The 21,863-nt window shown below is 56.7% G+C and carries 26 protein-coding genes; 13 read left to right on the top strand and 13 right to left on the bottom strand.

Features of this window, described 5'->3' with window-relative positions:
- The first annotated feature begins 5 nt into the window (after positions 1-5).
- The 4 genes from GC165_16120 (at position 6) to GC165_16135 (ending at position 1,893) form a co-directional block, all read left to right on the top strand.
- A complete protein-coding gene (locus tag GC165_16120; protein MBI1334395.1) occupies positions 6-368 on the top strand; it encodes an SUF system Fe-S cluster assembly protein in 363 nt (120 codons plus the stop codon).
- On the top strand, positions 369-839 hold the full coding sequence (locus GC165_16125; protein ID MBI1334396.1) for an Rrf2 family transcriptional regulator: 471 nt from the start codon (positions 369-371) through the stop codon (positions 837-839).
- The gene (locus GC165_16130) at positions 836-1,183 is read left to right on the top strand and encodes an iron-sulfur cluster assembly accessory protein (protein ID MBI1334397.1); all 348 of its coding nucleotides are present in this window, start codon (positions 836-838) and stop codon (positions 1,181-1,183) included. The genes GC165_16125 and GC165_16130 overlap by 4 nt, the downstream gene beginning before the upstream one ends.
- Before the next feature lie 119 nt (positions 1,184-1,302).
- Positions 1,303-1,893, top strand: a complete 591-nt coding sequence (locus tag GC165_16135; protein MBI1334398.1) for a hypothetical protein — start codon at positions 1,303-1,305, stop codon at positions 1,891-1,893.
- A 57-nt stretch (positions 1,894-1,950) separates the two neighbouring features.
- Here the strand turns inward: GC165_16135 and GC165_16140 are convergent, their stop codons facing one another.
- Positions 1,951-2,952 carry an ATP-binding cassette domain-containing protein gene (locus GC165_16140; GenBank protein ID MBI1334399.1) on the bottom strand — a complete coding sequence of 334 codons (1,002 nt, stop codon included), beginning with the start codon at positions 2,950-2,952 and terminating at the stop codon, positions 1,951-1,953.
- 33 nt (positions 2,953-2,985) lie between these two features.
- On the opposite strand from GC165_16140, the gene GC165_16145 reads away from it, so the two are divergent.
- Both GC165_16145 and GC165_16150 read left to right on the top strand, forming a co-directional pair.
- Positions 2,986-3,651: a response regulator gene (locus GC165_16145; protein MBI1334400.1), complete on the top strand. Its 666-nt coding sequence runs from the start codon at positions 2,986-2,988 to the stop codon at positions 3,649-3,651.
- Positions 3,652-3,925: 274 nt separating this feature from the next.
- On the top strand, positions 3,926-4,819 hold the full coding sequence (locus tag GC165_16150; protein ID MBI1334401.1) for a hypothetical protein: 894 nt from the start codon (positions 3,926-3,928) through the stop codon (positions 4,817-4,819).
- A 1-nt stretch (position 4,820) separates the two neighbouring features.
- On the opposite strand, the gene GC165_16155 is transcribed toward GC165_16150, so the two are convergent.
- Positions 4,821-7,439: a Bacterial alpha-L-rhamnosidase gene (locus GC165_16155; protein MBI1334402.1), complete on the bottom strand. Its 2,619-nt coding sequence runs from the start codon at positions 7,437-7,439 to the stop codon at positions 4,821-4,823.
- 50 nt (positions 7,440-7,489) lie between these two features.
- On the opposite strand from GC165_16155, the gene GC165_16160 reads away from it, so the two are divergent.
- Positions 7,490-9,700 (top strand): glycoside hydrolase family 2, encoded by a 2,211-nt coding sequence (locus GC165_16160; protein MBI1334403.1) that lies wholly within the window; start codon positions 7,490-7,492, stop codon positions 9,698-9,700.
- 122 nt (positions 9,701-9,822) lie between these two features.
- On the opposite strand, the gene GC165_16165 is transcribed toward GC165_16160, so the two are convergent.
- Positions 9,823-10,488 carry a hypothetical protein gene (locus tag GC165_16165; protein MBI1334404.1) on the bottom strand — a complete coding sequence of 222 codons (666 nt, stop codon included), beginning with the start codon at positions 10,486-10,488 and terminating at the stop codon, positions 9,823-9,825.
- A gap of 105 nt (positions 10,489-10,593) precedes the next feature.
- Here GC165_16165 and GC165_16170 point away from each other — a divergent pair, with 105 nt between their 5' ends.
- Positions 10,594-11,202, top strand: a complete 609-nt coding sequence (locus GC165_16170; GenBank protein MBI1334405.1) for a hypothetical protein — start codon at positions 10,594-10,596, stop codon at positions 11,200-11,202.
- Positions 11,118-11,972: an MBL fold metallo-hydrolase gene (locus tag GC165_16175; GenBank protein ID MBI1334406.1), complete on the top strand. Its 855-nt coding sequence runs from the start codon at positions 11,118-11,120 to the stop codon at positions 11,970-11,972. Before GC165_16170 ends, GC165_16175 begins: the two co-directional genes overlap by 85 nt.
- A 57-nt stretch (positions 11,973-12,029) precedes the next feature.
- Here the strand turns inward: GC165_16175 and GC165_16180 are convergent, their stop codons facing one another.
- The 3 genes from GC165_16180 to GC165_16190 are packed head-to-tail and all read right to left on the bottom strand — an operon-like array spanning position 12,030 to position 14,103.
- Complete coding sequence (locus tag GC165_16180; GenBank protein MBI1334407.1) at positions 12,030-12,905, bottom strand: hypothetical protein; 876 nt, start codon at positions 12,903-12,905, stop codon at positions 12,030-12,032.
- 43 nt (positions 12,906-12,948) lie between these two features.
- Positions 12,949-13,542: a sigma-70 family RNA polymerase sigma factor gene (locus GC165_16185; GenBank protein ID MBI1334408.1), complete on the bottom strand. Its 594-nt coding sequence runs from the start codon at positions 13,540-13,542 to the stop codon at positions 12,949-12,951.
- 39 nt (positions 13,543-13,581) lie between these two features.
- On the bottom strand, positions 13,582-14,103 hold the full coding sequence (locus tag GC165_16190; protein ID MBI1334409.1) for a DUF4446 family protein: 522 nt from the start codon (positions 14,101-14,103) through the stop codon (positions 13,582-13,584).
- Positions 14,104-14,144: 41 nt separating this feature from the next.
- Between GC165_16190 and lepB the strand changes: the two genes are divergently transcribed.
- Both lepB and GC165_16200 read left to right on the top strand, forming a co-directional pair.
- On the top strand, positions 14,145-14,609 hold the full coding sequence (gene lepB / locus GC165_16195) for a signal peptidase I (protein ID MBI1334410.1): 465 nt from the start codon (positions 14,145-14,147) through the stop codon (positions 14,607-14,609).
- Positions 14,444-15,079, top strand: a complete 636-nt coding sequence (locus tag GC165_16200; GenBank protein MBI1334411.1) for an NUDIX domain-containing protein — start codon at positions 14,444-14,446, stop codon at positions 15,077-15,079. The genes lepB and GC165_16200 overlap by 166 nt, the downstream gene beginning before the upstream one ends.
- Here the strand turns inward: GC165_16200 and GC165_16205 are convergent.
- From GC165_16205 to GC165_16215, 3 genes are read right to left on the bottom strand one after another with little or no spacing between them, the layout of a single operon-like run.
- Complete coding sequence (locus GC165_16205; GenBank protein MBI1334412.1) at positions 15,076-15,336, bottom strand: hypothetical protein; 261 nt, start codon at positions 15,334-15,336, stop codon at positions 15,076-15,078. The genes GC165_16200 and GC165_16205 overlap by 4 nt on opposite strands.
- Before the next feature lie 14 nt (positions 15,337-15,350).
- Complete coding sequence (locus GC165_16210; GenBank protein ID MBI1334413.1) at positions 15,351-15,776, bottom strand: hypothetical protein; 426 nt, start codon at positions 15,774-15,776, stop codon at positions 15,351-15,353.
- Between the two features lie 60 nt (positions 15,777-15,836).
- Positions 15,837-16,829: a hypothetical protein gene (locus tag GC165_16215; protein ID MBI1334414.1), complete on the bottom strand. Its 993-nt coding sequence runs from the start codon at positions 16,827-16,829 to the stop codon at positions 15,837-15,839.
- Here GC165_16215 and GC165_16220 point away from each other — a divergent pair.
- Complete coding sequence (locus GC165_16220; protein MBI1334415.1) at positions 16,807-17,997, top strand: serine hydrolase; 1,191 nt, start codon at positions 16,807-16,809, stop codon at positions 17,995-17,997. The genes GC165_16215 and GC165_16220 overlap by 23 nt on opposite strands.
- On the opposite strand, the gene GC165_16225 is transcribed toward GC165_16220, so the two are convergent.
- From GC165_16225 to GC165_16235, 3 genes are read right to left on the bottom strand one after another with little or no spacing between them, the layout of a single operon-like run.
- On the bottom strand, positions 17,994-18,566 hold the full coding sequence (locus tag GC165_16225) for a hypothetical protein (GenBank protein MBI1334416.1): 573 nt from the start codon (positions 18,564-18,566) through the stop codon (positions 17,994-17,996). The genes GC165_16220 and GC165_16225 overlap by 4 nt on opposite strands.
- A complete protein-coding gene (locus GC165_16230) occupies positions 18,550-19,113 on the bottom strand; it encodes a hypothetical protein (protein MBI1334417.1) in 564 nt (187 codons plus the stop codon). The genes GC165_16225 and GC165_16230 overlap by 17 nt, the downstream gene beginning before the upstream one ends.
- Before the next feature lie 23 nt (positions 19,114-19,136).
- Entirely contained in the window at positions 19,137-20,939 is a 1,803-nt protein-coding gene (locus GC165_16235) for an Rne/Rng family ribonuclease (protein MBI1334418.1), read from the bottom strand.
- Between the two features lie 94 nt (positions 20,940-21,033).
- On the opposite strand from GC165_16235, the gene GC165_16240 reads away from it, so the two are divergent.
- Positions 21,034-21,387: a hypothetical protein gene (locus GC165_16240; GenBank protein ID MBI1334419.1), complete on the top strand. Its 354-nt coding sequence runs from the start codon at positions 21,034-21,036 to the stop codon at positions 21,385-21,387.
- A 24-nt stretch (positions 21,388-21,411) separates the two neighbouring features.
- On the opposite strand, the gene GC165_16245 is transcribed toward GC165_16240, so the two are convergent.
- A complete protein-coding gene (locus GC165_16245; GenBank protein ID MBI1334420.1) occupies positions 21,412-21,777 on the bottom strand; it encodes a four helix bundle protein in 366 nt (121 codons plus the stop codon).
- Positions 21,778-21,863: the final 86 nt, after the last annotated feature.

Consider the following 21,863-nt stretch of genomic DNA (forward strand, 5'->3'; position numbering starts at 1 on the left):
TAGATATGCCGAAAGCCGTCCCCGAAAGTCAGGGCGAATCGAGGGCGATGTCGACGATCGAACGAAGCCTATTCGAGTCCGAAGTCATCGAACAGATTCGGACCGTTTACGACCCCGAAATTCCGGTCAACGTTTACGATCTCGGGCTGATCTACGATATTCAAATCGACGATCACAAAAATGCGCACGTTCTGATGACACTAACCTCGCCAAGCTGTCCGGTTGCGGGCATCCTCCCTGGCCAGGTCGAGGACGCCGTCAAACAAACGCCCGGCATTGGTCAAGTCACACTCGAACTGACGTGGGATCCGCCGTTCACCATCGAAATGATGAGTGAAGAGGCTAAACTGATTTTGGGGCTCGACTAGATGAAATTTTCCGCGCAAGAAGAATATGGACTACGCTGTCTTATCCAAATCGCCAAGCGAGGCGATGGCGGGAGCGTCACAATTCCGGAGATTTCAAAGCTTGAAGGGTTGACCAGCACCCACGCCGCCAAACTGCTCATGATCCTTCGTAAGGAAGGCTATATCACCAGCGCCCGCGGACAGTCTGGTGGCTATTCGCTGGCCCGAAAGCCAAACGAAATCATGATCGGCGACGTGCTCAACAGTCTCGGCGGCAAGCTTTACGACGCCGAGTTTTGCGGCAAGCACAGCGGCGCACTCGATATCTGTACTCACGCGGTCGATTGCTCGGTACGGAGCCTCTGGCAGGTCATCCAAGGCGCAGTTGATTCCGTTCTCGACCGGCTCACCCTTGCCGACATGCTGGAGAGCCAAAAACCGAACGTCACCTTCTTCGATTCACACCCACGACAAGCCGTCTCGAACAAATGAGCACCCAAACGTTTCCTGTCATTGTCACTCCAACCGCTCTTGAGCAGGTGAAGCGAATCATCGCTAAAGATGGTCGCCCCGACGTCTTCCTTCGCCTTGGCGTGAAAGGCGGCGGCTGTTCGGGTCTGGAGTACGTGATGAAGCTCGACGTCGCTCGCAAGCCGATCGATCTGGAAATGGTCGTCGATGGCATCACGATCGTCTGTGACAGCAAGAGCGCGACCTTCCTCGAAGGCTCGACCTTCGACTACACCGGCAACCTCGTCGGTGGCGGTTTCGCCTTCCAAAACCCCAACGCCGCCCGTAGTTGCGGATGCGGAACCAGCTTCACGCCTCGAACTTAATTCGGGCGCAAAGTCCCAGGACGAACGCCCCACGTATTTGAACCCCAGAAAACGCCCAACGTTAGGCGCTTTCAATCACCAACGAGCAACCATAAAGGCTCCCAGTGAGGTCAGTTCAAATGAAAAGCATTCACATCCTCGTCGCCGCTCTCGCAGTCCTGACGGTTTCTTCGGCCTCGGCTCAAACCACCTCCGTCCAAAAGCATCACCACGCCAACTCGGCCGTTAGCCAAGATCCCAACATGCGTCTCATTCACCACGCGATGGAGGAGATCAGCAAGGGCGAAAAGGCACTCCACAAAGGCCTCCCCATCTACCAAGGCAATCGCGCCAATGCAATGGAACTTGGCCGCATGGCTCATGCCGAACTCGTGATCGGAATGGGCGAGCAGAAGGTCAATGCCCAAGCCAAGTCACCGGACAAGAAGGAAGAGGACAACAAGAGCCCCAAGGGCTACACTGACCAGCAGATCAAGGAGAGCAACGTCCACTTGGTCGTCGGCGGTCACTTTTTCGAAAACGCCATCGCTCTTCTCAATAAAACGACATGGGAAAGCAACGGCCACAAGGCCAACGCCATCGCCGACCTCCAGAGAGCGCTCGACGACCTCAAAGCGGCCCTCGCCCCCTATGGCGGAGCCAGCGCAAATATGCCGAAAGGCGGGTTCAAGCACAGCAAACCCAAGGTGAGCGGCGTAATTAAACCATAGGTCTGTCGTTGACAGACTTCCGGGGCCACCACTCCTCCTCCTTTTGGTGGCCTCACTCTATTTGGCCTGAACAAGCTCGGCCAGACTCTTTCCAAATGGCAGATTCGCCACTTCTTTGGCCCGCCAGCAAGCGCACCCAACACCGTTCTCGCTGAACTCCAAGGGAGGCTCCGATGCGCACTGATCGATTCGTAGCGGGCACCGCGGCGCAAACGAACACTCGCCGGTCAGCTTTGAAAAATCGGGCGGTTGGCCACCGATGCTCTCCAAGCGATCTTGTCCAGCGCGTGGCAACGACATCAGCAATGACCGGGAATATGGATGGGAGGCGTGGCGAAGCACCTGCTCTGCCGATCCGGTCTCGATGATGCGACCGGCGTAGAACACGGCGATGCGGTGAGAGACCGAAGCGATCGCCCCGATGTCGTGAGAAATCAGAATGACGCCCGTGCCTTCCTTTTGCTGAAGTTCGCGAAGCAATCGGAGGATTTGCGCCTGCAAAGTCACGTCCAAAGCCGTCGTCGGCTCGTCGGCAATCAGGACTTTTGGCTTACAGGCAAAAGCCATCGCAATGACCACCCTTTGCCGCTGTCCGCCACTCAACTGGTGGGGATACTTGTTGGCGCTCGATTCGGGTGCGGGAACCCCAACTTTATCGAGCATTTCGACCGCCCGCCGACGGGCTTCGCCATGGCTGATACCCTCATGCAAGGTGTACGCTTCAGCGATCTGGTCCGCGATCCGCATCATCGGATTTAGACTCGTAAATGGGTCCTGCATCACCAGCGCGATATCCTGACCTCGGATTTTTCGCATGTCGCGCTCCCTCATTCCGACCAACTCTCGGCCCTCAAGCTGAATGGAACCGGACGTGATCTTGCCAGGGGCTTGGAGCATCCCCATGATGGCGAATCCGGTCATCGATTTTCCGCATCCCGACTCGCCGACGACACCCAGGGTTTCACCCTCCTTCAGGTCAAAACTGACCCCTCGAAGAATCTCGGTAGAACCAAATGCCACGTGCAAATCGCTGACGCTCAACAAAGACATTGGCAACATTCTATCTGGAGTCCGTATAATCTGAAGTTATAAATGTCCGAAAAAATCCGCGTAGTCATCGCAGACGATGAAGATAACTATAGAAAGGCGATCCAGAAGACCCTGGGTTTCGCCCAAGACATCGATGTAATCGCCGTCTGCCGTGACGGGCAAGAAGCCCTCGACGCCTGCTTGTCCGAAGCGCCCGAGGTCCTCCTAACGGACATCAACATGCCGCGCCAAAGCGGCATCGAGCTCACACGCAAGCTTCTCCGCAAGGAAAAGGATGTCCGCGTTGTCATCCTCACGGTTCGCGAAGACGACGACTCCATTTTCGACGCCTTCCGTGCCGGAGCCCTTGGCTACCTTCTCAAAACCTCGACACCGCAAGAAGTGATCGAGAGCGTTCGCCTCGCAGCGCGAGGCGAAGCCAAGATCACGCCCCGAGTCGCCGCCAAGATCGTCGAAGATTTTCGACGTTTCGAGCGAACCGACACCACTGCCGAGGAAGCCGAAGGTGAGTTGCTCGTCCTTAGCGACCGTGAGCAGGAGATTCTCCAGTTCGTTGCCCAAGGTCTTCGCAACAAGGAAATCGCCGACAAGCTTGGCATCGCCGAAAAGACGGTGAAAAACCACGTCAGCAACATCCTCAAGGCGCTTCACGTCAACAGCCGCACTGAGGCGGCCATGAAGGCGATGAAGTCCAAGATGGGTCACTAAAGACAAAAAAAGGTCCCGGCCTGCTGGCCGAGACTGCGAAATCGTGCTTTTTCCGCCTCTGGTGGGCGCTAAGGTTAGGTTTGCCTAACTTGAAAGAGTGTACGGGTGAATTGTTAAGACAGGTTCCAAAGAATCCTGACTAGTGTCATTTCTTAACAATTCACCGCGGTTTTTTTAGCACTTGTCATACACAATTCTTACAAAAGTGAAATTCTTATGCGCCACTCTGCTGAATTTTGCGTCAGTATCTATAATAATTTTGTAAGAATCTGTCATGGAACTGAGTCGACGCAACATATTGGCTTTGCTGGGATCGGCTCCGCTCCTTTCTCTTCCCGGTGTGGCTTTAGCCTCACAGAAGCGTAAAGTTCGCATTTCGTTCCTCACCGACCTGCACCTTCCTGCCCGCAATGAGATCAACGACCGAGCGCAGAGGATTTTCAAGAAAGCCTCCGATTGCGATCTTTTCCTGTTCGGTGGCGACAATCTCATGTCCATCGACCACCAGCCCGAGGCCGAAAAGGCCGCTCAATTTGATAACTGGTCACGGTTCTTAGCCCATAACGTCTCCAAGCCTCACCTATCTGTGGTCGGCAACCATGATATTGAGATGTGGGACGATGGAGACCAATCTCACGGATGCGGCAAGCGCCGAGCCATGGAAGCCTTCGTGATGAAGCATCGGTATTGGGAGGAACGAGTGGGCGGCTGGCGAATTATCGGCTTGGATACGGTTCACCGAAATCGAGTCTCGTATTACGGCCACGTAGACCGTGAACAAATGGCGTGGCTAAGATCGACGCTCGAAGCCGACAAAAAGACGCCGACGATGGTCGTAGGGCATATGCCGCTCCTCAGCGTCACGCCGCTGGCCGACCTCTCGACTCAGGCTCGCCCGATGTCGATGCCGGTCTCATTCTGCTCGCAAGTTGGCAACGCTCGCGAAGTCATCAACCTTTTCCGCCAAGTCGACAATGTCAAGCTTTGCTTGAGTGGGCACACGCACATGGTGGACCGATGCGAATTCGACGGAACCACCTACCTTTGCGGAGGCTCCGTGTCTGGATCTTGGTGGAATGGCCCTCACCAGGGCTTTGCGCCGTCCTACACCAGCATTGAACTGATGCAAGACGGCACGTTTACGACGCAGACCGTCCGTTGCGGCTAGCCTAGTTCACTTGGAAGTGATACTTACCTGAGCCGACCTTCTCGGTCTTATCCTTCAGCATCACCTCGGCGGTCGTGTTCGGCGGCACCTGCACATCGACGGCGTATCCGCCGCCGGATCGCTTCCAATTCACCATGATCGGCCCGTGAACCGAATCATAGCTGGCCTTCACCCAATCCAGTTTGGGATCGAACAACGGCTGAAGTCGAATCGTATCGAAGCCCGGCGAACTGTACTCGATGCCGCCCAGTTCGCGATACATCCATCCAACCACCGCTCCAAATGCGTAGTGGGCAAACGAGTTCATGCCCGGGTCCTGGAAGCCCTTATCTGGAGTCCAACCGTCCCACCGCTCCCAAATCGAGGTCGCCCCGTTCTTGATGCTGAAGCCCCAAGACGGGAAGTCCGTATTGTGGAGCAGACGCAGGGCAATGTCGTTTCGGCCGATCTTTGTCAACGCGTTCATGATGTCGCGCGTACCGACAAAGCCCGTTGACAGCAGCCAGTTGCGCTTTTCGATGCTCTCCACAAACTTCGCCACCACCTTATCGCGGCTCTCCGGCTTCACCAGGTCGAACGACAGGGCCAGCACGTAGCTGCACTGCGTGTCGCCCTTCACCGTTCCGTCGACGTCGATGTAGTGGTCGTTGAAGTTCTTCACCAGTTTGGCGTGCAGGTCTTCGAACCGCTTCGCATCGTCCATCTGGCCCAGTGCCCGCGCGGATTCGGCCACCAATTGGGTCGAGTAGGCGAAGTAGGCCAGGAAGATCACTTCGTTCGGCGTATGCGCGTTGATGCTCACCCAGTCGCCGAAGCAGTGGAACTGCGCCGGTGGCATGAGGTCAGGTGTCGATCGTTTCTCGCAGAAATCGATGAACCTCTTCATGTTCGGATAGTGCTTGGCCAGCAGTTGCTTGTCGCCGTACACCTGCCAAATCGTCCACGGGCAGATCACGCCCGCGTCGGCCCAAGCCGGACCGCCATCGTCGCCCGCCACCTTCACGGGAGCGACCATCGGATACTGGCCGTCGGCTCGCTGGCCGTCGTCCAGGTCCACCAGCCACTTGGTGAAGAACGGCTGAACATCGGTCACGTAGGTCGCCGTACGGATGAATGCCTGCGCATCACCCGTCCAACCCAATCGCTCATCGCGTTGCGGACAATCGGTCGGGATGTCGATGAAGTTCATACGCTGGGTCCAGTAGGCGTTCGAGACCAGCTTGTTCAGCATCGAATCTGAGGTCTCCAGATGGCCCGCGTGCGGCGTGTCGCTGGAAATTGCCATGCCCTCGACCAGGTCCAAGCCTGGCTTCTTTTCCAGGCCAGTCACCTCGACGTACTGGAAGCCGTGGAAGGTGAAGTGCGGCTCAAAAATCTCGACGCCTGTTCCCTTGCAAACGTATGTCTCAGTCGCCAAAGCGGTACGCAGGTTGGTGGTGTAAATCGTGTTGTCAGGGTTCAACCGCTCAGCATGTCGAATCGTGATCCTTTGCCCTCGATAGCCCTGAACCTTCAGCCGAACAAAGCCCGCCATGTTCTGGCCCAGGTTGAAAACGTAAACGCCCTTCGTCGGCTCCGAAACCGAGATCGGCTTCACCATCTGGTACGACCGCACGGGGTCGCCGGGAAACGCTTCCAGAGCGCCCTTCGATGTCGCTCCAGTCACGACCGGATTCCAGGACGACGCATCGAACTTCGCCGAATCCCATCCGTCCTGCTCAAAACGGGCGTCGTACGACTCGCCCATCAGGAAGTCGGAATATTGGATCGGCCCGACCGACGCCCGCCAATCCGGCCCCGTCGTCACCGTGTCGTGCGAGCCGTCGCTGTATTCGATCTCAAGCTGGGCAATCAGCCGCGTGTGCTTGCCATAGTGTTCTCGCTGACCACCAAAGCCAACGTAACCGGCGTACCACCCTTCGCCCAGGATCGCGCCAAGGGCGTTTTCACCCTTATGCAGGGACTTTGTCACATCGTACGAGTGATAGTAAACGCGCTTTTCATAGTCGGTCCAGCCCGGCATGAAGTATTCGTTGCCGATCTTGCTGCCGTTCAGGTGGAAGTCGGCAATGCCGAACGCCGAGCAGTAAAGCACCGCCCGCTTAACCGACTTCGAGACGTCGAACGAACGCCGGAAGAACACCGGCGGCGGAAGGATATGCCCGCCCAACTCCTTCGTCTCGTCGCGGGGCTTGTCGTACCCGATCCATTCGGCTTTCCACAATGCCGGATCGGTGAGCCCAACACCAAACGATGCGGTCGGCGACCAATCGGAAACCTTTTCGTCCTGATCCCTCACTCGCACCTTCCAGAAATATTCATGGTCGGGTTGGAGTTTGTTTGTCGGAATCGAAATCCCATAGCTCTGATTGGTGGTCACCGCCCCCGAAGACCAAATATCGGCCTTCTCGGGCGAAAGGTTCTTGGGGTCCGAAGCCACCACGATTTCGTAGCAGTTCTGCCGAAGGTCCTTGGCGTCCGCTCGGACGCTGTCCAACCTCCAGCTCAGTCGCGGGTGGGTCGCGCCGATCCCGACCGGATCGACCAAGTTTTCGCATCGCAAATAGGAAGGCTTCAGGCTACACATGACAAAACCAGCGCTCAACGTCAGGAGAAGCATTGTTCGGGCATTTTACATCGAACGGCCCCGAGCCGCTATACTCAAACGTGATGGACTTGAAGATCGGTTCGATCGTCATTCTCGCCCTTTGCGCCATGACAGCCCTTGCAGACACTTGGAAACCCGCTCCTTCACCACTCAAAACGCCCTGGGCCGACAAGGTTGATCCGAACCACGTTCTGCCCGATTATCCGCGTCCGGCCATGGTGCGAAAGCAGTGGATGAACCTCAACGGTCTCTGGGATTTTGCCGCCAAAGTAGCGCCGGAATCGCAAGCCAAGATCAAGGACAAGATTCTTGTTCCGTTCCCGGTCGAATCTTCCCTCTCCGGCATTGGCTACCAAGTCCAGCCTAGCGATATCCTCATCTATTCCCGAGAGTTCACCATTCCAAAGGATTGGGGCAACGATCAGGTCCTCATCAATTTCGATGCCGTTGACTGGTCCTGCAAGGTCTACGTCAACGACCGATTTGTCGGCTCTCATGCCGGCGGCTACGATCGGTTCACCTTCGACATTCGCCCGTTCCTCACCGAATCTGGCCCGCAAAAGCTGAGAGTCGAAGTCACCGACCCCGGCAACACTGGTGGACAGCCAAACGGCAAGCAAGTTCTCAAGCCCGGCGGCATCTGGTACACCGGCACGAGCGGCATCTGGCAGACCGTCTGGCTAGAGCCCGTGTCGGATCGGTATATCCGCTCCTACCACGTCGAAACCAAAAAGGATGGCTCGTTCAAGATTTCCGTGAATGTTCCCGGTGAGTTCAAAGATCCGGTGGCCAAGCTGAGAATTCCGGGCGCCGACATCGAAGCCGAACTTCGCCCCAAGGGCGGACTGCCCAATCCGCTGGTCTTCGAAGGCAAGATTCGCCACGCAAAACTCTGGAGCCCCGACACCCCTTATCTTTATGACTTCACCCTCTCGCTTGAGGATGGAAGCGACAAGCTCGACGAAGTGAAAGGCTACTTTGGCGTCCGAGAAATCGAGGTCGCCAAAGACAAAAGCGGTATGAATCGCCTGATGCTGAACGGCGAGCCGACCTTCATGTTCGGCCCCCTCGATCAAGGCTTCAACCCCGACGGCTTGCATACCTACCCGACCGAAGATTGCTTCCTGTTCGACCTCAAGGCGATCAAGGACTACGGATGCAACATGCTCCGCAAGCACATCAAGGTTGAGCCGGATCGCTACTACTACGCTTGCGACAAGATGGGGATCATGGTCTGGCAAGACATGCCCAGCATGTCCGAACAGCCGTTCCTCAACAAGCCTGAGTTCGAATCCGAACTCACCCGCATGATCGAAACCCACTGGAACTACCCCAGCATCGTCATGTGGGTGCCCTTCAACGAAGGCTGGGGCCAGTACGACACCGAGCGGATCACGTACTTCGTCGAGCGCAAGGACCCGACCCGGCTGGTGAACAACGCCTCGGGCTGGGTAGATCACGGAGTTGGGTCCGTCAGCGACGCGCACGTCTATCCTGGTCCGGGCATGCCTGACCTCGAGGAGAAGCGCGCTTCCGTCCTCGGTGAGTTCGGTGGTCTTGGTTTGCCGGTTGCGGGCCACACCTGGCTCGACAAGGGCAACTGGGGTTATGTCAAGTTCAACTCGCCCAAGGAAGTCACCGACGCCTACGTGGACCTCATCACGAACCTGCGAGCGCTGGTTCCGCTTGGCCTTTGCGCGGCGGTCTATACCCAAACGACCGACGTCGAGGTCGAAACCAACGGGTGGATGACCTACGACCGAAAGGTCTTCAAGATTGACCAGAAGCGAGCCCGCGAAGCCACGCTGAAGCTGTACGACTCGAAGAACGGGGCCAAGCTCCTTGTCCCGCCCGCTGGCTTCGATGGAGCTTCCTCCAAGTACACGAATGCCAAGCCGGACGGCGACTGGGCCGCGGCCAAGTTCGATGACTCCTCATGGTCGACCGGCAAGGGACGCTACACGAACGAAAACCCAGCCGTGCCGCACACTGCCTGGCTCCCCGAAACGCCCGACATTTGGATCCGACGCGAGGTTAACCTCGACTCAACTTCCGACCTAAAGCTCCTGCTTCTGCACGATGACGACGTCGAGGTGTACATCAACGGCGTGCTGGCGCTTAGCCGCAAAGGGGCGATCAATAACTTCGTCCTCGCCGACCTCTCGCCGGAAGCCAAGAAAGCGCTGAAGAAGGGCAAAAACCTGATCGCCGTCCACTGCAACTCGCCCCAAGGGCGACAGCATGTAGACATCGGCCTGGTCTCGGTTAAGTAATCAAAAACAACCCCCTCCCAATTCTTGAAATGAGGGGTCCGCAGCTGTAACTGCCACAAAGGCAGTTACAGTGTGGAGAGGGTGGCTCCTGACTCGTCACGCAGGATCGCGGCTGGTACTAGCTACTTCTTCGCCGGGAAGACCTCGGTCTCCGACATAATCGGACCCGTCGGCTCTGCCGTGGCATGCGCGAATCCAGTGAAATCGCAATACGCCGTTCGCAACGTGTTCAAATCGGATGTCGTCAATTCGCCCGAGGCATTCCCCGTGTAATACATGATGTCTAAGCTATTCGGCGAATGCCCACCGATGCCCAGCGCGTGCCCCATCTCGTGGCACCCGGTCGGGTCATAGTTGTTTTGCGGGATCGAGGGCCAGGTGTAGATGGTCATTTCCGCCGAAGTCAACGTGCTCGAGCCACCGCTAAAGTAAACCGTCGTCGTGGCCAATGTTGTTTGCGGTGAGGAAGCCTGAACCTTCACCGTGAGGTCCGCACCCGACGCCGATGTGACCTCCGTCCATAAATCGCGCGAGAGGGCCGTTTCCCATTTGTTAAATCCATCCCGCACCAAATCCTCGATCGTCGTCCCCCCAATCTGCGTACTCGTTTGAAAATAAACCTTAATCGGCAGATGGTTCCACCGCCGCAGCGTCAGGTTGGAAGCTCCGGCATAATTCGGCACGTACAGCGTCGGCGAGCAGATGCCACTACTGGACGATCCTCCGCCCGAACCACCGCAACCGCCAACAAGCACGATGGCAAAGATCAGAATCGACCGACGGAACATGGCAATATCCTACTCGAATCCCTTCAAAACCGCCGAATTTGAGCCGAAAAAAGCTAAGAAGACCCAAGCAAGGTTTACAGGGAAAAGACTATAATTCAATCGCAAATGCCGGAAGTCGCTGAGTTGTGGGAACAGGTTGTGCCAGAGGTACGCAAAGGCGTCACCGGAATTGGCGTATGGACCGCCTTGAAGACGGCTGTGCCCGTCGCTCTGGAGGACGGAGTCTTCGTGCTCGGCGTCCCCCACGGAAGCGCTGAACTCGGCGGACATTTGCGAATGGCCTCGACGTCGCGGCTCATCGAAGTCACGACAGCGAAGGTTCTCGGAGCCCCCACCAAAGTTCGAATCATCGACGGCACCGATCCCCACGACTGGGAGGTCGCCAAGCGGCGCGACGCCGAGCGTCGGCGCATGCAGGAAGCCGAGATGGAAAAGATGAAGGCCGAACTCCTCGTTCGGAATTCTTGGGAATCCATCTACGAAAAAATTAGCCGCGAGTTTGCGGCCGTGCCGAACCGCTCCCTGCCCCAGAACCGCGCGAGGTTTTACGATGCGGCGATCTCGATCGTGGTCGAAGCTCGAAAAGAGCAAACCACCTACGATGACTCCAACGAGCGCAACTTCGCTCGATGCTTGGAGAGAATCGCCCAGTACACCGAAGTCCCGAGCACTCAGGTCGCGTACGAAGTTCTGAAGCGATCCGGCGAAATCTAACGATGGCTTCGGGCGAGGCGATCATCCTCGGATCAGGAACCAGCAACGGCGTGCCGATGCTCGGCGTTCACTACACCCCCGAGTTCCTCGCCAATCCCAAGAACCACCGCACCCGCTCGTCCTGCCTGCTCCAAGGTCCGGACGGCAACTTCCTCATCGACTGCACGCCTGAGATGCGCATCCAACTGGTGCGCGAGAGCATCTTCTCTGTTCAAGAGGTGCTGATCACCCATACCCACGCCGACCACGTTATGGGAATGGACGACCTCCGCTCGTTCTGCATCACCGAGGAGCGAGCCATTCCGGTCTACACCCTTCCCCGCTATCAAGACGATATCCGCCGGATCTTCCCGTACGCCTTCGTCGATCATCCCTCGGGCCTTTGGGTACCACGGTTCGATCTTCGCGACGCCCCGCCGATGCTGGAGACCTGCGGCCTCAACATCTACATCTTCGAAGTGCTGCACGGCAAAGTCCCATGCCTCGGCATCCGCGTCAATGACTTCGCCTACCTCACCGACGTGAACTTCATCCCTGACGCGGTCATCGCAAAATTACAGGACCTCGACACCTTGGTCATCGACGCCGTGCGCCACGAGCCGCATCCCAACCACTTCCACTTTGCCGCCGCGATGACGGTCATCGAAAAGCTGGCCCCCAAGAAGGCGTTCCTCACCCACCTCAGCCACGAATACGACCACAACACGTTCGAAGAAAACCTGCCCAGCCACGTCCGGCTCGCTTTCGACGGCCTTCAAATTCCCTTCTAAAAAAACAGAAGGCCCCTCACCATAACGGCGATGGGCCAATTGTTCAGGATTTTGGTTTTAGTGGCTTTGCTTCTGAATCACGACGATGCCATCGCTGGCCGTAATCGTGTACTCAGATGAGCTCAGGACGGCCTTGGCGGCCTCGCTGGCGGAAGTCTGGTTGACGTCCCATGTCACGTCGGTCTCGGCGTCCTTGGGAAGCTGAAGATGAACGACGGTTCGATACTTGGTCGCCAACAGCTTGGCGAAGGTGATGAGGTTCCCATGTCCGGCAGCTTCGTAGTCCGTGGCGGAACCAGGGAGCACGACGTAATGGTCCGTCGCCTCGCCCGTAGCTTCGACTTGGAAGACGCAGGGTTGCTCGCCGGTATTCTCCAGCGGGTTCGAAAGCTCGTTGCCGTTCAGTTCATACTTGCGGATCAGTGACTGATCCTCTTGATTCATGATCTTCAGGCTCTTCGGTCCACTGCTATTGAACGTCAGCACTGGACGGGTATTCATCATCTTAACTTCGATGGTGTCGAGAACCTTTCGCGGAGCCTCGACGGTGTGCGTCGGGCCGACTCCTGGCGTCACGCTCGACTGAACCGCTTGGGCGGCGTTTCGATTCTGAATAGCAAAGAAAGCGCCAGCGATGGCAACGCAGGCCAAGGCGCCGATTCCAAGATTTCTCCAAATAAGGCCGAACGAAAACGCAGGCTTCTTCTCATTGGCTTCCAGCCGATCCGCAATCATCGACGAAAGGTTCGTCGGAACTTCGATCTCTTCATCCTTCAAGGTATCCAAGAGCGCCATGGTCTCGGCGAACTGCTTGTAGTCGGACTGAAGATCGTAATCGGAGTCGAGCCTCGCCTTGATCTGCTGTCCGAGCCCAGGATCGATCGTCCCCTCAAATAAATCTGAGAATTGTTCCTGAATTCTTTCTCGGCTCATCGTGTTCTAAGTACTCCGTGCGTTCTATGTCCGTTGGACGAGACTAAACCTTAAACAGTTCCTCGTTTTCTGCCAGCAGTTCCCTCAGACTGATCCTCGCCCGGTTCAAACGGCTTTTTACGGTTCCAAGCGGTAGGTCTAAGGCCTCAGCGATCTCCTCGTAAGTCTGCTGCTCGGCGTGGAACATGATGATCATCGCCTTCTGAAATTCGGGCAGTTTGTTGAGGGCGCGTTGGAGCATCACTTCGCGCTGGTTGCGCTCCGCCAGCTCGTCTGGTGTGTTGCCACTGTCCTCGATTTCGCGCGTGATCTCCTCGTGGTCGTGGTGGACGGTCGCATCGATGCTCACCAGCGATTTAGATCGGTCGCGTTTGCGTCGGTCGAGATAGCAGTTGGTCACAATTCGGTACAGCCAAGTGCTGAATGCGCTGTTGCCCTTAAAATTCTTGATCGCGTTGTTGACGCGTAGGAAGGCGTCGGCGACCACGTCGCACGCCTCTTCGGGATTTCGGGTCAGGCGGAAGGCGTACTGGTAGGTCCGTTCCTGATACTTGCGGATGAGTTCATTCAGAGCGGCCTTATCGCCCCTCTGTGCTTTCTCCACCAATATCGCATCGTTTTGAAAGAACTCGCTCATGCCTACGCGCGGTCGCTCACCCAGCCTTGTATTTTAACACTACGCCGAATCGGAGCCCTTCGCGTGGGTTCGCACGGCATCCATGATCGCTTCCTGCTCTTCATCAGTGAGCGGGTGCCCAGTCTTACCGTTCGAAAGGTGCTTGCCGTAGACCTTGTTGTCGACTCGGCCAACAATACTCGTAAGGATTGCGCCGTCGCCATTGTCGTCATAGACGGCCAAAGTGAACGACTGGTTTCCTCCGATGTCAGGAAAAGCATCATATTTCGTCAGGCCAACGTGTCGCTTGGACTTCTGTAGCTTCCGCTCAAGTGTCGTAATCCGCTCCTCCAACTGCTCGGTCTTGTTGCGAAGCTCCTGCCTTTCTCTCATGTGATCCAAGAGCATCTGTTCGACGTTCTGAGACGAGTTCGCATTCAATAAATCAGAAAATTTACGCCGTGTCCTATTCAGAACCAGCCAAAAATTGACAAGAATAATGGTTATCACCCCCACCACGACCAGCAAAAATAGCAGGAGCCATCCGGCCAGGTGGGATAATGAAGTAGCTATATCGGCCATGGAATGTTCGTTAAAAGTATAAGAGTATAGCGGAGTGGGGAATGGAAGCAGTCGTTGAAAGTCAGAATCCGCCAAAGCCAAAGACCAAGGTTCGGGGCTTTACAATTTTCCTGATCGTCGTCCTCATGGTATCGATCGTCTTCTTCACCAGCTTCAAAACAGCCGAAGTTCGAGGCGAATCGATGCTTCCGACTCTGCAAAACGGACAAAAAGTTCTGACATGCCATGCCTATTGGCTTGTCGGGCAAATTAAGGTCAACGATATCATCGTCCTGAAGGAAGAAAAGTCGAATGATTACTTCATCAAGCGAGTTCTCGGCCTTCCGGGAGATGCGATCCCCTGGAGCATGGCCCCGAGGGATTGGCCCCTCGAAAAGGGCAATTATATCGTTCCGCCTGGTCGAATCTACGTGGTTGGCGACAACATCAACCACTCGGACGACAGCCGCAAGTTTGGAGCCTTTCTGCAGAGCAACATTCTAGGAAAGGTAATCACTTGGCGGTAAAGAAGTTTCCCTGCGGCTCCTACGGGCGACAGACCCTCCAGTTCTTCGCGGCCCCCTACAAAGCTCCTCTACGAGCCTTCGCCGCCCTCGTCTTTGCCTGGCAAGACGAAAACATTCTCCTCTGCAACATCGGTGACCGAGGCTGGTGCATCCCCTCCGGCCGTGTCGAGCCGTTCGAATCGTCGATCGAAGCCGTGAAGCGCGAAGCGATGGAAGAAGGCGGCGCGGAGATCGACAGCGTGCAGTACATCGGATGCTACAAAATCTGCGAAAAGGGCGAGGTCCGCTGGGCCGACGTCTACGTTGCCAACGTCGTGAGCCTCGGCGAAATCTCTATGCCCGAAGAGTCGCTTGGACGCCAAATCGTCACCATGGACGATCTGCCCAACATCTATTACGATTGGAATGACCTCACCAAGTGCGTGTTCGAACACGCCTACGAGATCATGCTGAGAGCCAAACAGCTCTAAAACCCATCGATCGTGAATTTCGGCTTCGCCTTCAGGTGAGCCATGGCAAACTCATCCGCCTCCTGATGGTGCCCGCTTTGCCGCAAGGCCCGCACGAAAGCCTGCCCGTTCTCCTCTGTGGGATTCTCTTTGTAGGCCACCCGCGCTGCAAACACATCGTCCTGAGTCGAAGGAATCTGCTCCTCCGTGTTCGGATCCTTCTCCTTAATAAACTCATCGACCTTGCCGAAGTACACGGCCTGCATGATGGGATCCATGAGGCTATTCTACGTCACAGAAGCAGGCGACGGGTAACCGATAGTCGAACGCGCCCGGCAAAAAGCCGCAGATCGTCGTCGTCCCAGGGGCACCGAACCTCCCCTTCCAGCAAGCGCTGCCCACCAGCCACTGCACTCTGAAGCAATTCCAGAAAGAGGATTCCGCGGCGGCATGTGGCCAAATCTCCATCCGCTGGAAACAGCGAAACCAAGAGACCCGGCGCGTCCTGCAAGACGCGGCAGGTTTCGGCCAAAACATCCGGCCGGTGCAGGAAAGCGCCGTCCGCCACACGAGCAAGATCGTAGCTGACGAAGGCGACCGTCCGCCGTAGCCGCTCGACGTCCATTTCCCAAATGCTTTCGGCGTCGACGGCACAACTCGTGAGGTCAGACAGCCCGTTGCCCTCGGCCCTAAAGTCCGCTCCCCAAAGCTGAATCACTCGATCTCGGTTGGTGGTCACCATCACCGCCGCTCGGCGAACGCATCCCGCCGAACACCTTCAATTATGTCGCTTGCAGGTGGCCACGAGCCTTCCGGTCGCACCTTCGTAGACCTTGGCGACCTTTCCATCCCACATCACGGCATAGTCTTTCCACGGTAGAACGCGATCGGGGTAATGATGGCTCTTGCCCGAAACCGGATCGAACACTTCGGTCTCCAGAAATGCGAGAGATTTTCCATCGATGCCGAGAGACGAACGATCAAAATAATTCTTGCCGGTGGCGATAGGACGGCTGTAACCATGTTGCTTCCAGACCAGCATTTGCCTACGCGCTGGATCAGCGATCAGGATCGCTTGATTTCCGATTTGACCGAGTGGAAATTGTCCCTTCGCGATGGGCGCAACCATTTCCCCTAGATTGCCCGAAGGGTCGCATAGGCAGATTCCATCTTGCGTCGCCACCAGAACCTTGCCACCAACTGAAAATACGCGCGGCCAGCTTGGAGCAATGGGCTCATTCTGATCGTTCAAGTACCCCAGGTCCCTAATGAAACTCGCCTTCAAGGTCGGTTCAAAGGTTATCTTCACCAGAGCCTGAGCAAGAGTCGGCTGGACTGATTCGGTCAGATTCTGAACCGTAAGAATGCCAAAGGCGTAGGTTGGCTCCACAACCACCTGGCTTAGCCAAGTTCGGTTCGTCAAAAAGCGTAAATCATTAGCCCGCTTATGGCCACCCCATTTTGCGTCGTCGCGAAGCCACTCTAGTCCGAGTGCATTGAAATCTAACCGCGATATCTCGACTCCATCTTCGTAAAGGGCGAGGTCCAAAAGCTCCCAATTCCTATTGGGTGCGACACGCTTCAACAAACGCCCCTTGCCCACCGGCCAGCCCAAAAGGTCGCCCTGAGAGTACAACCATTCCCAATTCCCAGCCTCCCTCGGAAGCCGAAAACGGGTGTTGCCCTCGATCAGCCAAGGATGCCCTTGGATCGTTTCCAGCCGAATCGAGCCGATCGAAAGGGCGTACATGGCCGCCAATGTCGCGATCATATCCAATCAGACGCTCTGCCGCCGCCGAGAGTGCCCGAGTAAACTCGTGCCGATGTCGATTTCGCGGAGAGACCTCATGGCCGGATGCCTGGGTGCCGGACTCTTTTCCGCCGTCGCCTTTGGCGACGAATCCCTCGACGCCAAAGTCAAAGCCCTTGGCGAGAAGTACTTCGACCTTTACGGTGCGCCGGGCCTCCTCGTCATCGCCGTCAAAGGTGGCAAACCGGTGACCACGCTCGCGCTCGGCTTTCGCGACATCGTCCAGCCCAACGACATCACTATCAAGGACCGCATCGCCGTCGGGTCCCTCTCCAAGCCGATCTGCGGCTACGTCGTCAGCCGCCTAGTTCAGGACAAGGTCCTGAGCTGGGAGACTCCTTTCTCCAAACTCGCTGGCGACCTTTGCCGAGACCTCCACTCGCCCGCCGCCAACGCCACGCTCGGACAGCTGATGTCCCACACCGCCGGGCTCACCTACAACGTGCCCGGCCAGGACCAAGTGACGGGTGTTGTGCCAACCGAGGGCCGTGAATATCTTGCCCGTCTGGAACTGAGCGCCACTGGGATCACAGCCCCGGGACAGCGGATGGAATACGCCGGTGGCGCGAACCTTGCTGTCGTCATGGCCGAGCGCGCCACCGAAAAGTCGTATGAAGAGCTGATCGCGCAGTACATCAACGAAGAACTGAAGCTCCCCTCTATCCAAATGGGGATGGACATCCTGGACAAAAACGTCGGCTCCACGCCCCGTGGGCATTACATCGACGGCAAGACCCACGAATTCCTCACCTACGGTCGCTACACCCTGTGGGGCCGTTCCATGCGCTATATGTGCGACGCCACCCTCGCCATCACCGGAGCCGCGAACGAAATCGCTTCCCTACTGGCTGTCGCCGCCGGGTTCGGTGGCCCCTCTGCCAGCGCGACGTTCGAGTCGGCCAGAAACACGAACAAAGACTTCCCGAAATACACTCTCGGCTCCTGGGCCAAAAACGACAAGGGTCTCTATCACTTCGGTAGCTCGAACCTGGGCGACTGGTCGTCGGTCTACGCCCTAGATTCATCCAAGACCACCGTCTTCGTCTACATGAACTGCAACACGATGGACAACTCGTTCAAAGGCGACGCCTTCGTCAACGAGCTAAATGCCCTGTTCACGAAAGGCTAGAAACGTTGCCCGACGTGGGTTTCCTGCATTCCGAAATACGGCCGGAAGGAACCAAGCCATTGGCCTTGCACCTCGGCATCGCCCATCAGCCCCTCACCGCAATTCAGAAACACTGCATGGTGGCACTGGTACTCGATCGACCCTTCGCTCGGGGTCATCATCTTCACGAAGTACTTCGGACGATCCAAAAACTCGAATTCCGACTCGTCCGTCACCATCCGATGGTCGCGGGTAATCGCGTAGCGAGCAATAATCCGGGCATGCTGGACCATGTGCCGAGGCCCCACGTGCTCGGTCTTCTCCGAATGGATTCCGTACGCCAGCCCCCCGACGTACATGAACAAGCCGATCAGCGGAATCACCTTCACCACGTTGAAAATATTGTCGATATGAAGTCCACCGATCGCTCCGCCGACGGCAAAGAAATAGACCAGCATCCCACCGGGCAAGAATAGGATCAGCCCGGCGAACATCAGCCAGCCAATGATCGTGTCTCGACGCTCCAGACGTCGCTCCTTCGAAAAAGGGTTCCAATGGTGCATCGGCATGGCGCTATACCACCGGCACATGCGGGACTTGATAAGGCCGAAACGCCCCTAGCCACCGCCCTTGAATATCCGCCTCTCCCTTCAAACCTTCACCGCACATCCAAAACACCTCTTCCACGCACTGATACTCCATTGAGCCCTCGGTCGCGCCCGACAAACGTACATAGTACTTCGGATCGTCCAGAAATTCGATCTGGCTTTGTTCGGTATACAAAACTCCTGTGCCATCGGTTGCAAATCTTGCAATCACCGTCATATTGGCGAACGTCATCCGCGTGCCTTTGCCGGGAGATCGGGCATTCACCAAGCCGTAAATAACGCTCATGACTGCGATGATCAGCCCCAGGGCCATCACCAACACGCCCCACGGAATATGCACACCCTCGCCCATGTCGGTGACAGCACCGGTGTTTGGGTTTCGTGTCGCGGTGGCCGTAAAGACGCTGCTGATCGCCAGCATCCACGTGATGACTCCGCCGCAAAGGAAAAGGACGACTCCGCCGATGAGCCCTCCTCCGACCGCGAGATGTCTCATCTTCTCGCGGTCTTCAGTGGTTTGGGGCTTCATGGACCGGCTCCTTGCTCGAATGCTTAAACCAGGCTTCGGTTGACTCCCGCAGTTCCCGGCATGATTAAGTCGGCCACGCCGTAGCTTCGACGTAGGTCGTGAAGCACGACCTTGGCGCGGTGCCCGATCGTTTCGTAGCCGTTGATGACCTCGACGAAGAAACCTTCGTCGGTCCAGCCAACCGCGCGGGTCGAGCCTTCAAAGGCCGACCGGCGAACGTTCACTTCCATCACCTGCGACCGGCGATAGATCATCAGTTCCTTGTCGAACTCGTCCAGCGTGCCCGCCGTGATCTCGTACTCTTCGTACTCCAAATCAAAGTTCGCACGGATATAGATGCCGCGTCGAATCTCGTGCTCGAGCTCTTCGACGTTCTCGCCGTCCAAGCCGATCAGTGCTTCGATGACCGCCGGGTGGGCTTCCACCAAGAAGGCATTGCCCGGCTCCAGCATGCGGCGGCGCATATCGCGCTCGATCCACAGCGAAACCGTCTCCTTACTCGGGATGCGTCCCACGCCCATGCACATCGGACAGCTTTCCGTGATCTCCTGCGTGACCGACTCGCCGGTGCGCTTTCGCGTCAACTCGACAAGGCCAAGCGACGAAATCTTGCCAACTCGCGTCCGGGCACGGTCATAGCCAAGGCCCGCCGTAAAGTGGTCGAGAATCTTCTTCTTGTCGCCCGCATCCTCCATGTCGATGAAGTCGCAGACGATAATGCCACCCATATCGCGAAGGCGGAGCTGGCGCAGGATTTCGTCCGCCGCCTCCAGGTTCGTCTTCAGGATCGTGTCGCTCAATGCGGTCGAGCCAATGTGCTTACCCGTGTTGACATCGATGGCGGTCAGCGCCTCCATCTCGTCGATGACCAGGTAGCCACCCGACTTCAGCGGAACGTGGTGTTGCATCAGCCGGTCGAGTTCCTTTTCGACTCCGTAGAAGTCGAAAATCGGCTCTTCCCGGTCGTAAAGCTGAATCTTGTTCACCATCGCCGGCGCAACCACCTTAGCGATCAGGTGTACCTTTTCGTACTCGTCCGGATCGTCGATGACCATCCGTGTGATCTGGTCGCCAAACACCTCGCGAACCGTTCGGAACAGCAGGGTTTGGTCGCGGTGGACGCACGCCGGCGCGCGGAGTCGCTTCGCCTGCTTGGTCACCTCTTCCCACACGCGAACGAGGTACAGAATGTCCGAGCGAAGCTCGGTTTCCGTGCGTCCGTCGCACTCGGTTCGGGCGATCAAGCCAAAGCCGGGCGGGCAAATCTTTTCGCCGATCTTCTTCAGCCGGTCGCGCTCACGTCGGTCGTCGATCTTTCGACTAACCGCCACGCCGCCAGATTCCGGCAGGAGGACGACATAGCGTCCCGGCAGGGAGATTCGGGTTGAAACTCGCGCCCCTTTCGTACCGCGCGGGCCTTTAGTGACCTGAACCATGACTTGCTGGCCCGGCTTCAAAAGGTCCTTGATCTTTCGACGTCGAAGCTCCGACCGCCGAACCGAAGCCGGCGAATTGTCGTTGCCTTCTTCCGGCAGAATGTCGGCGATGCTGAGGTAGGTGTTTCGCTCGAGGCCGATGTCCACAAAGGCGGCTTCCATACCTGGAAGCACGTTCTGAACAATGCCCTTGAAAATGGAGCCGACCACGCGTTCTTCGCGTTCCACGCGAAATTCCATCAGCTTGCCATCATCGAGGAGGGCGATACGGGTCTCTCGGTTCGAGACGTTGACGATGAGTTCGCTTGTGCGAGGTGCGCTTGGGGCGCTAGGTTTTAAATCGGTTGTGCGGCGCCGCGTGGTGCGTCCGGTCTGTTTTCTTGCGGCCATTGGAAATCGTTTCCAGGTTGCATTTTACCGTGAAGTAAGCTATTCCGTGGTGTTAGAACCCAACCAGAACGAACAAGCCCGCCGAGATGAGGTCATGCGGAGGATTTTAGAGTGCGTTCGCGAGGATCGCCGAGTCGCGCTTCCCGTCTTCGATCCCTCTCTTTCGCGCCCGTCCGATCAGTTCGCTCTCCTCAGTATTGGACTCGAACCCAACGACTTTTCGGGAACCCTCGGCGTTTACCGCTATCAGTTCGAAGGCGAAGAAGATCTCCTGCATCTGATCGTCACTCGCGATGATCAAGGCTCATTCTCTGCCGAAGAAGCTCAATCCGTCGCCTCGTTCGTTCTTCTCGGCGTCCCCACCGCCCTCATCTGGCTCCGCCCCGGCGAATTCTCCCACCACTTTTACTTCGGACACGACGATTTAGTTGGGAACCTCGAAATTTAGTTCGAGCCTTTAGCCAAGAAGTCTTTAGCCTTTAGCGTCCTTCGTCAATGTCAAAATCAAACTGGCAATCATCTTTGATTCCTCACCTAGCCTCGGAAGCAGTTCGAGACGATCCTTGAAGTAGCCCAATTCGACAGATATATCGAGAAGAGTTTCTAGCTCCTTGACCGAACCTAAGCTGATATGAAGGAAGCGAACGAAGTCTGCATCGGAGCTTCTCCCATGCCCCTCAGCAATGTTCGTGGGGACCGAAACCGCGGCTCGCCGAATTTGGGAAACAATTCCATATTGCTCTTGAACCGGAAAGTTGGCCGTGACCTTGTAAAGGTCGATGCAAATGGCCCTGCCTTTCACCCAAACCTGAAGATCTCGAAAGTCTGAACGCCGCATTGTCGCCTAGATTACCAATACAGCCTCGGGCTCAATTCGCTAAAGGCTAAAGGCTTCTTGGCTAAAAGCTACTTGCTACATCAGAA

The sequence above is a fragment of the Armatimonadota bacterium genome (genome assembly GCA_016125185.1).
Lineage (GTDB): Bacteria > Armatimonadota > Fimbriimonadia > Fimbriimonadales > Fimbriimonadaceae > Fimbriimonas.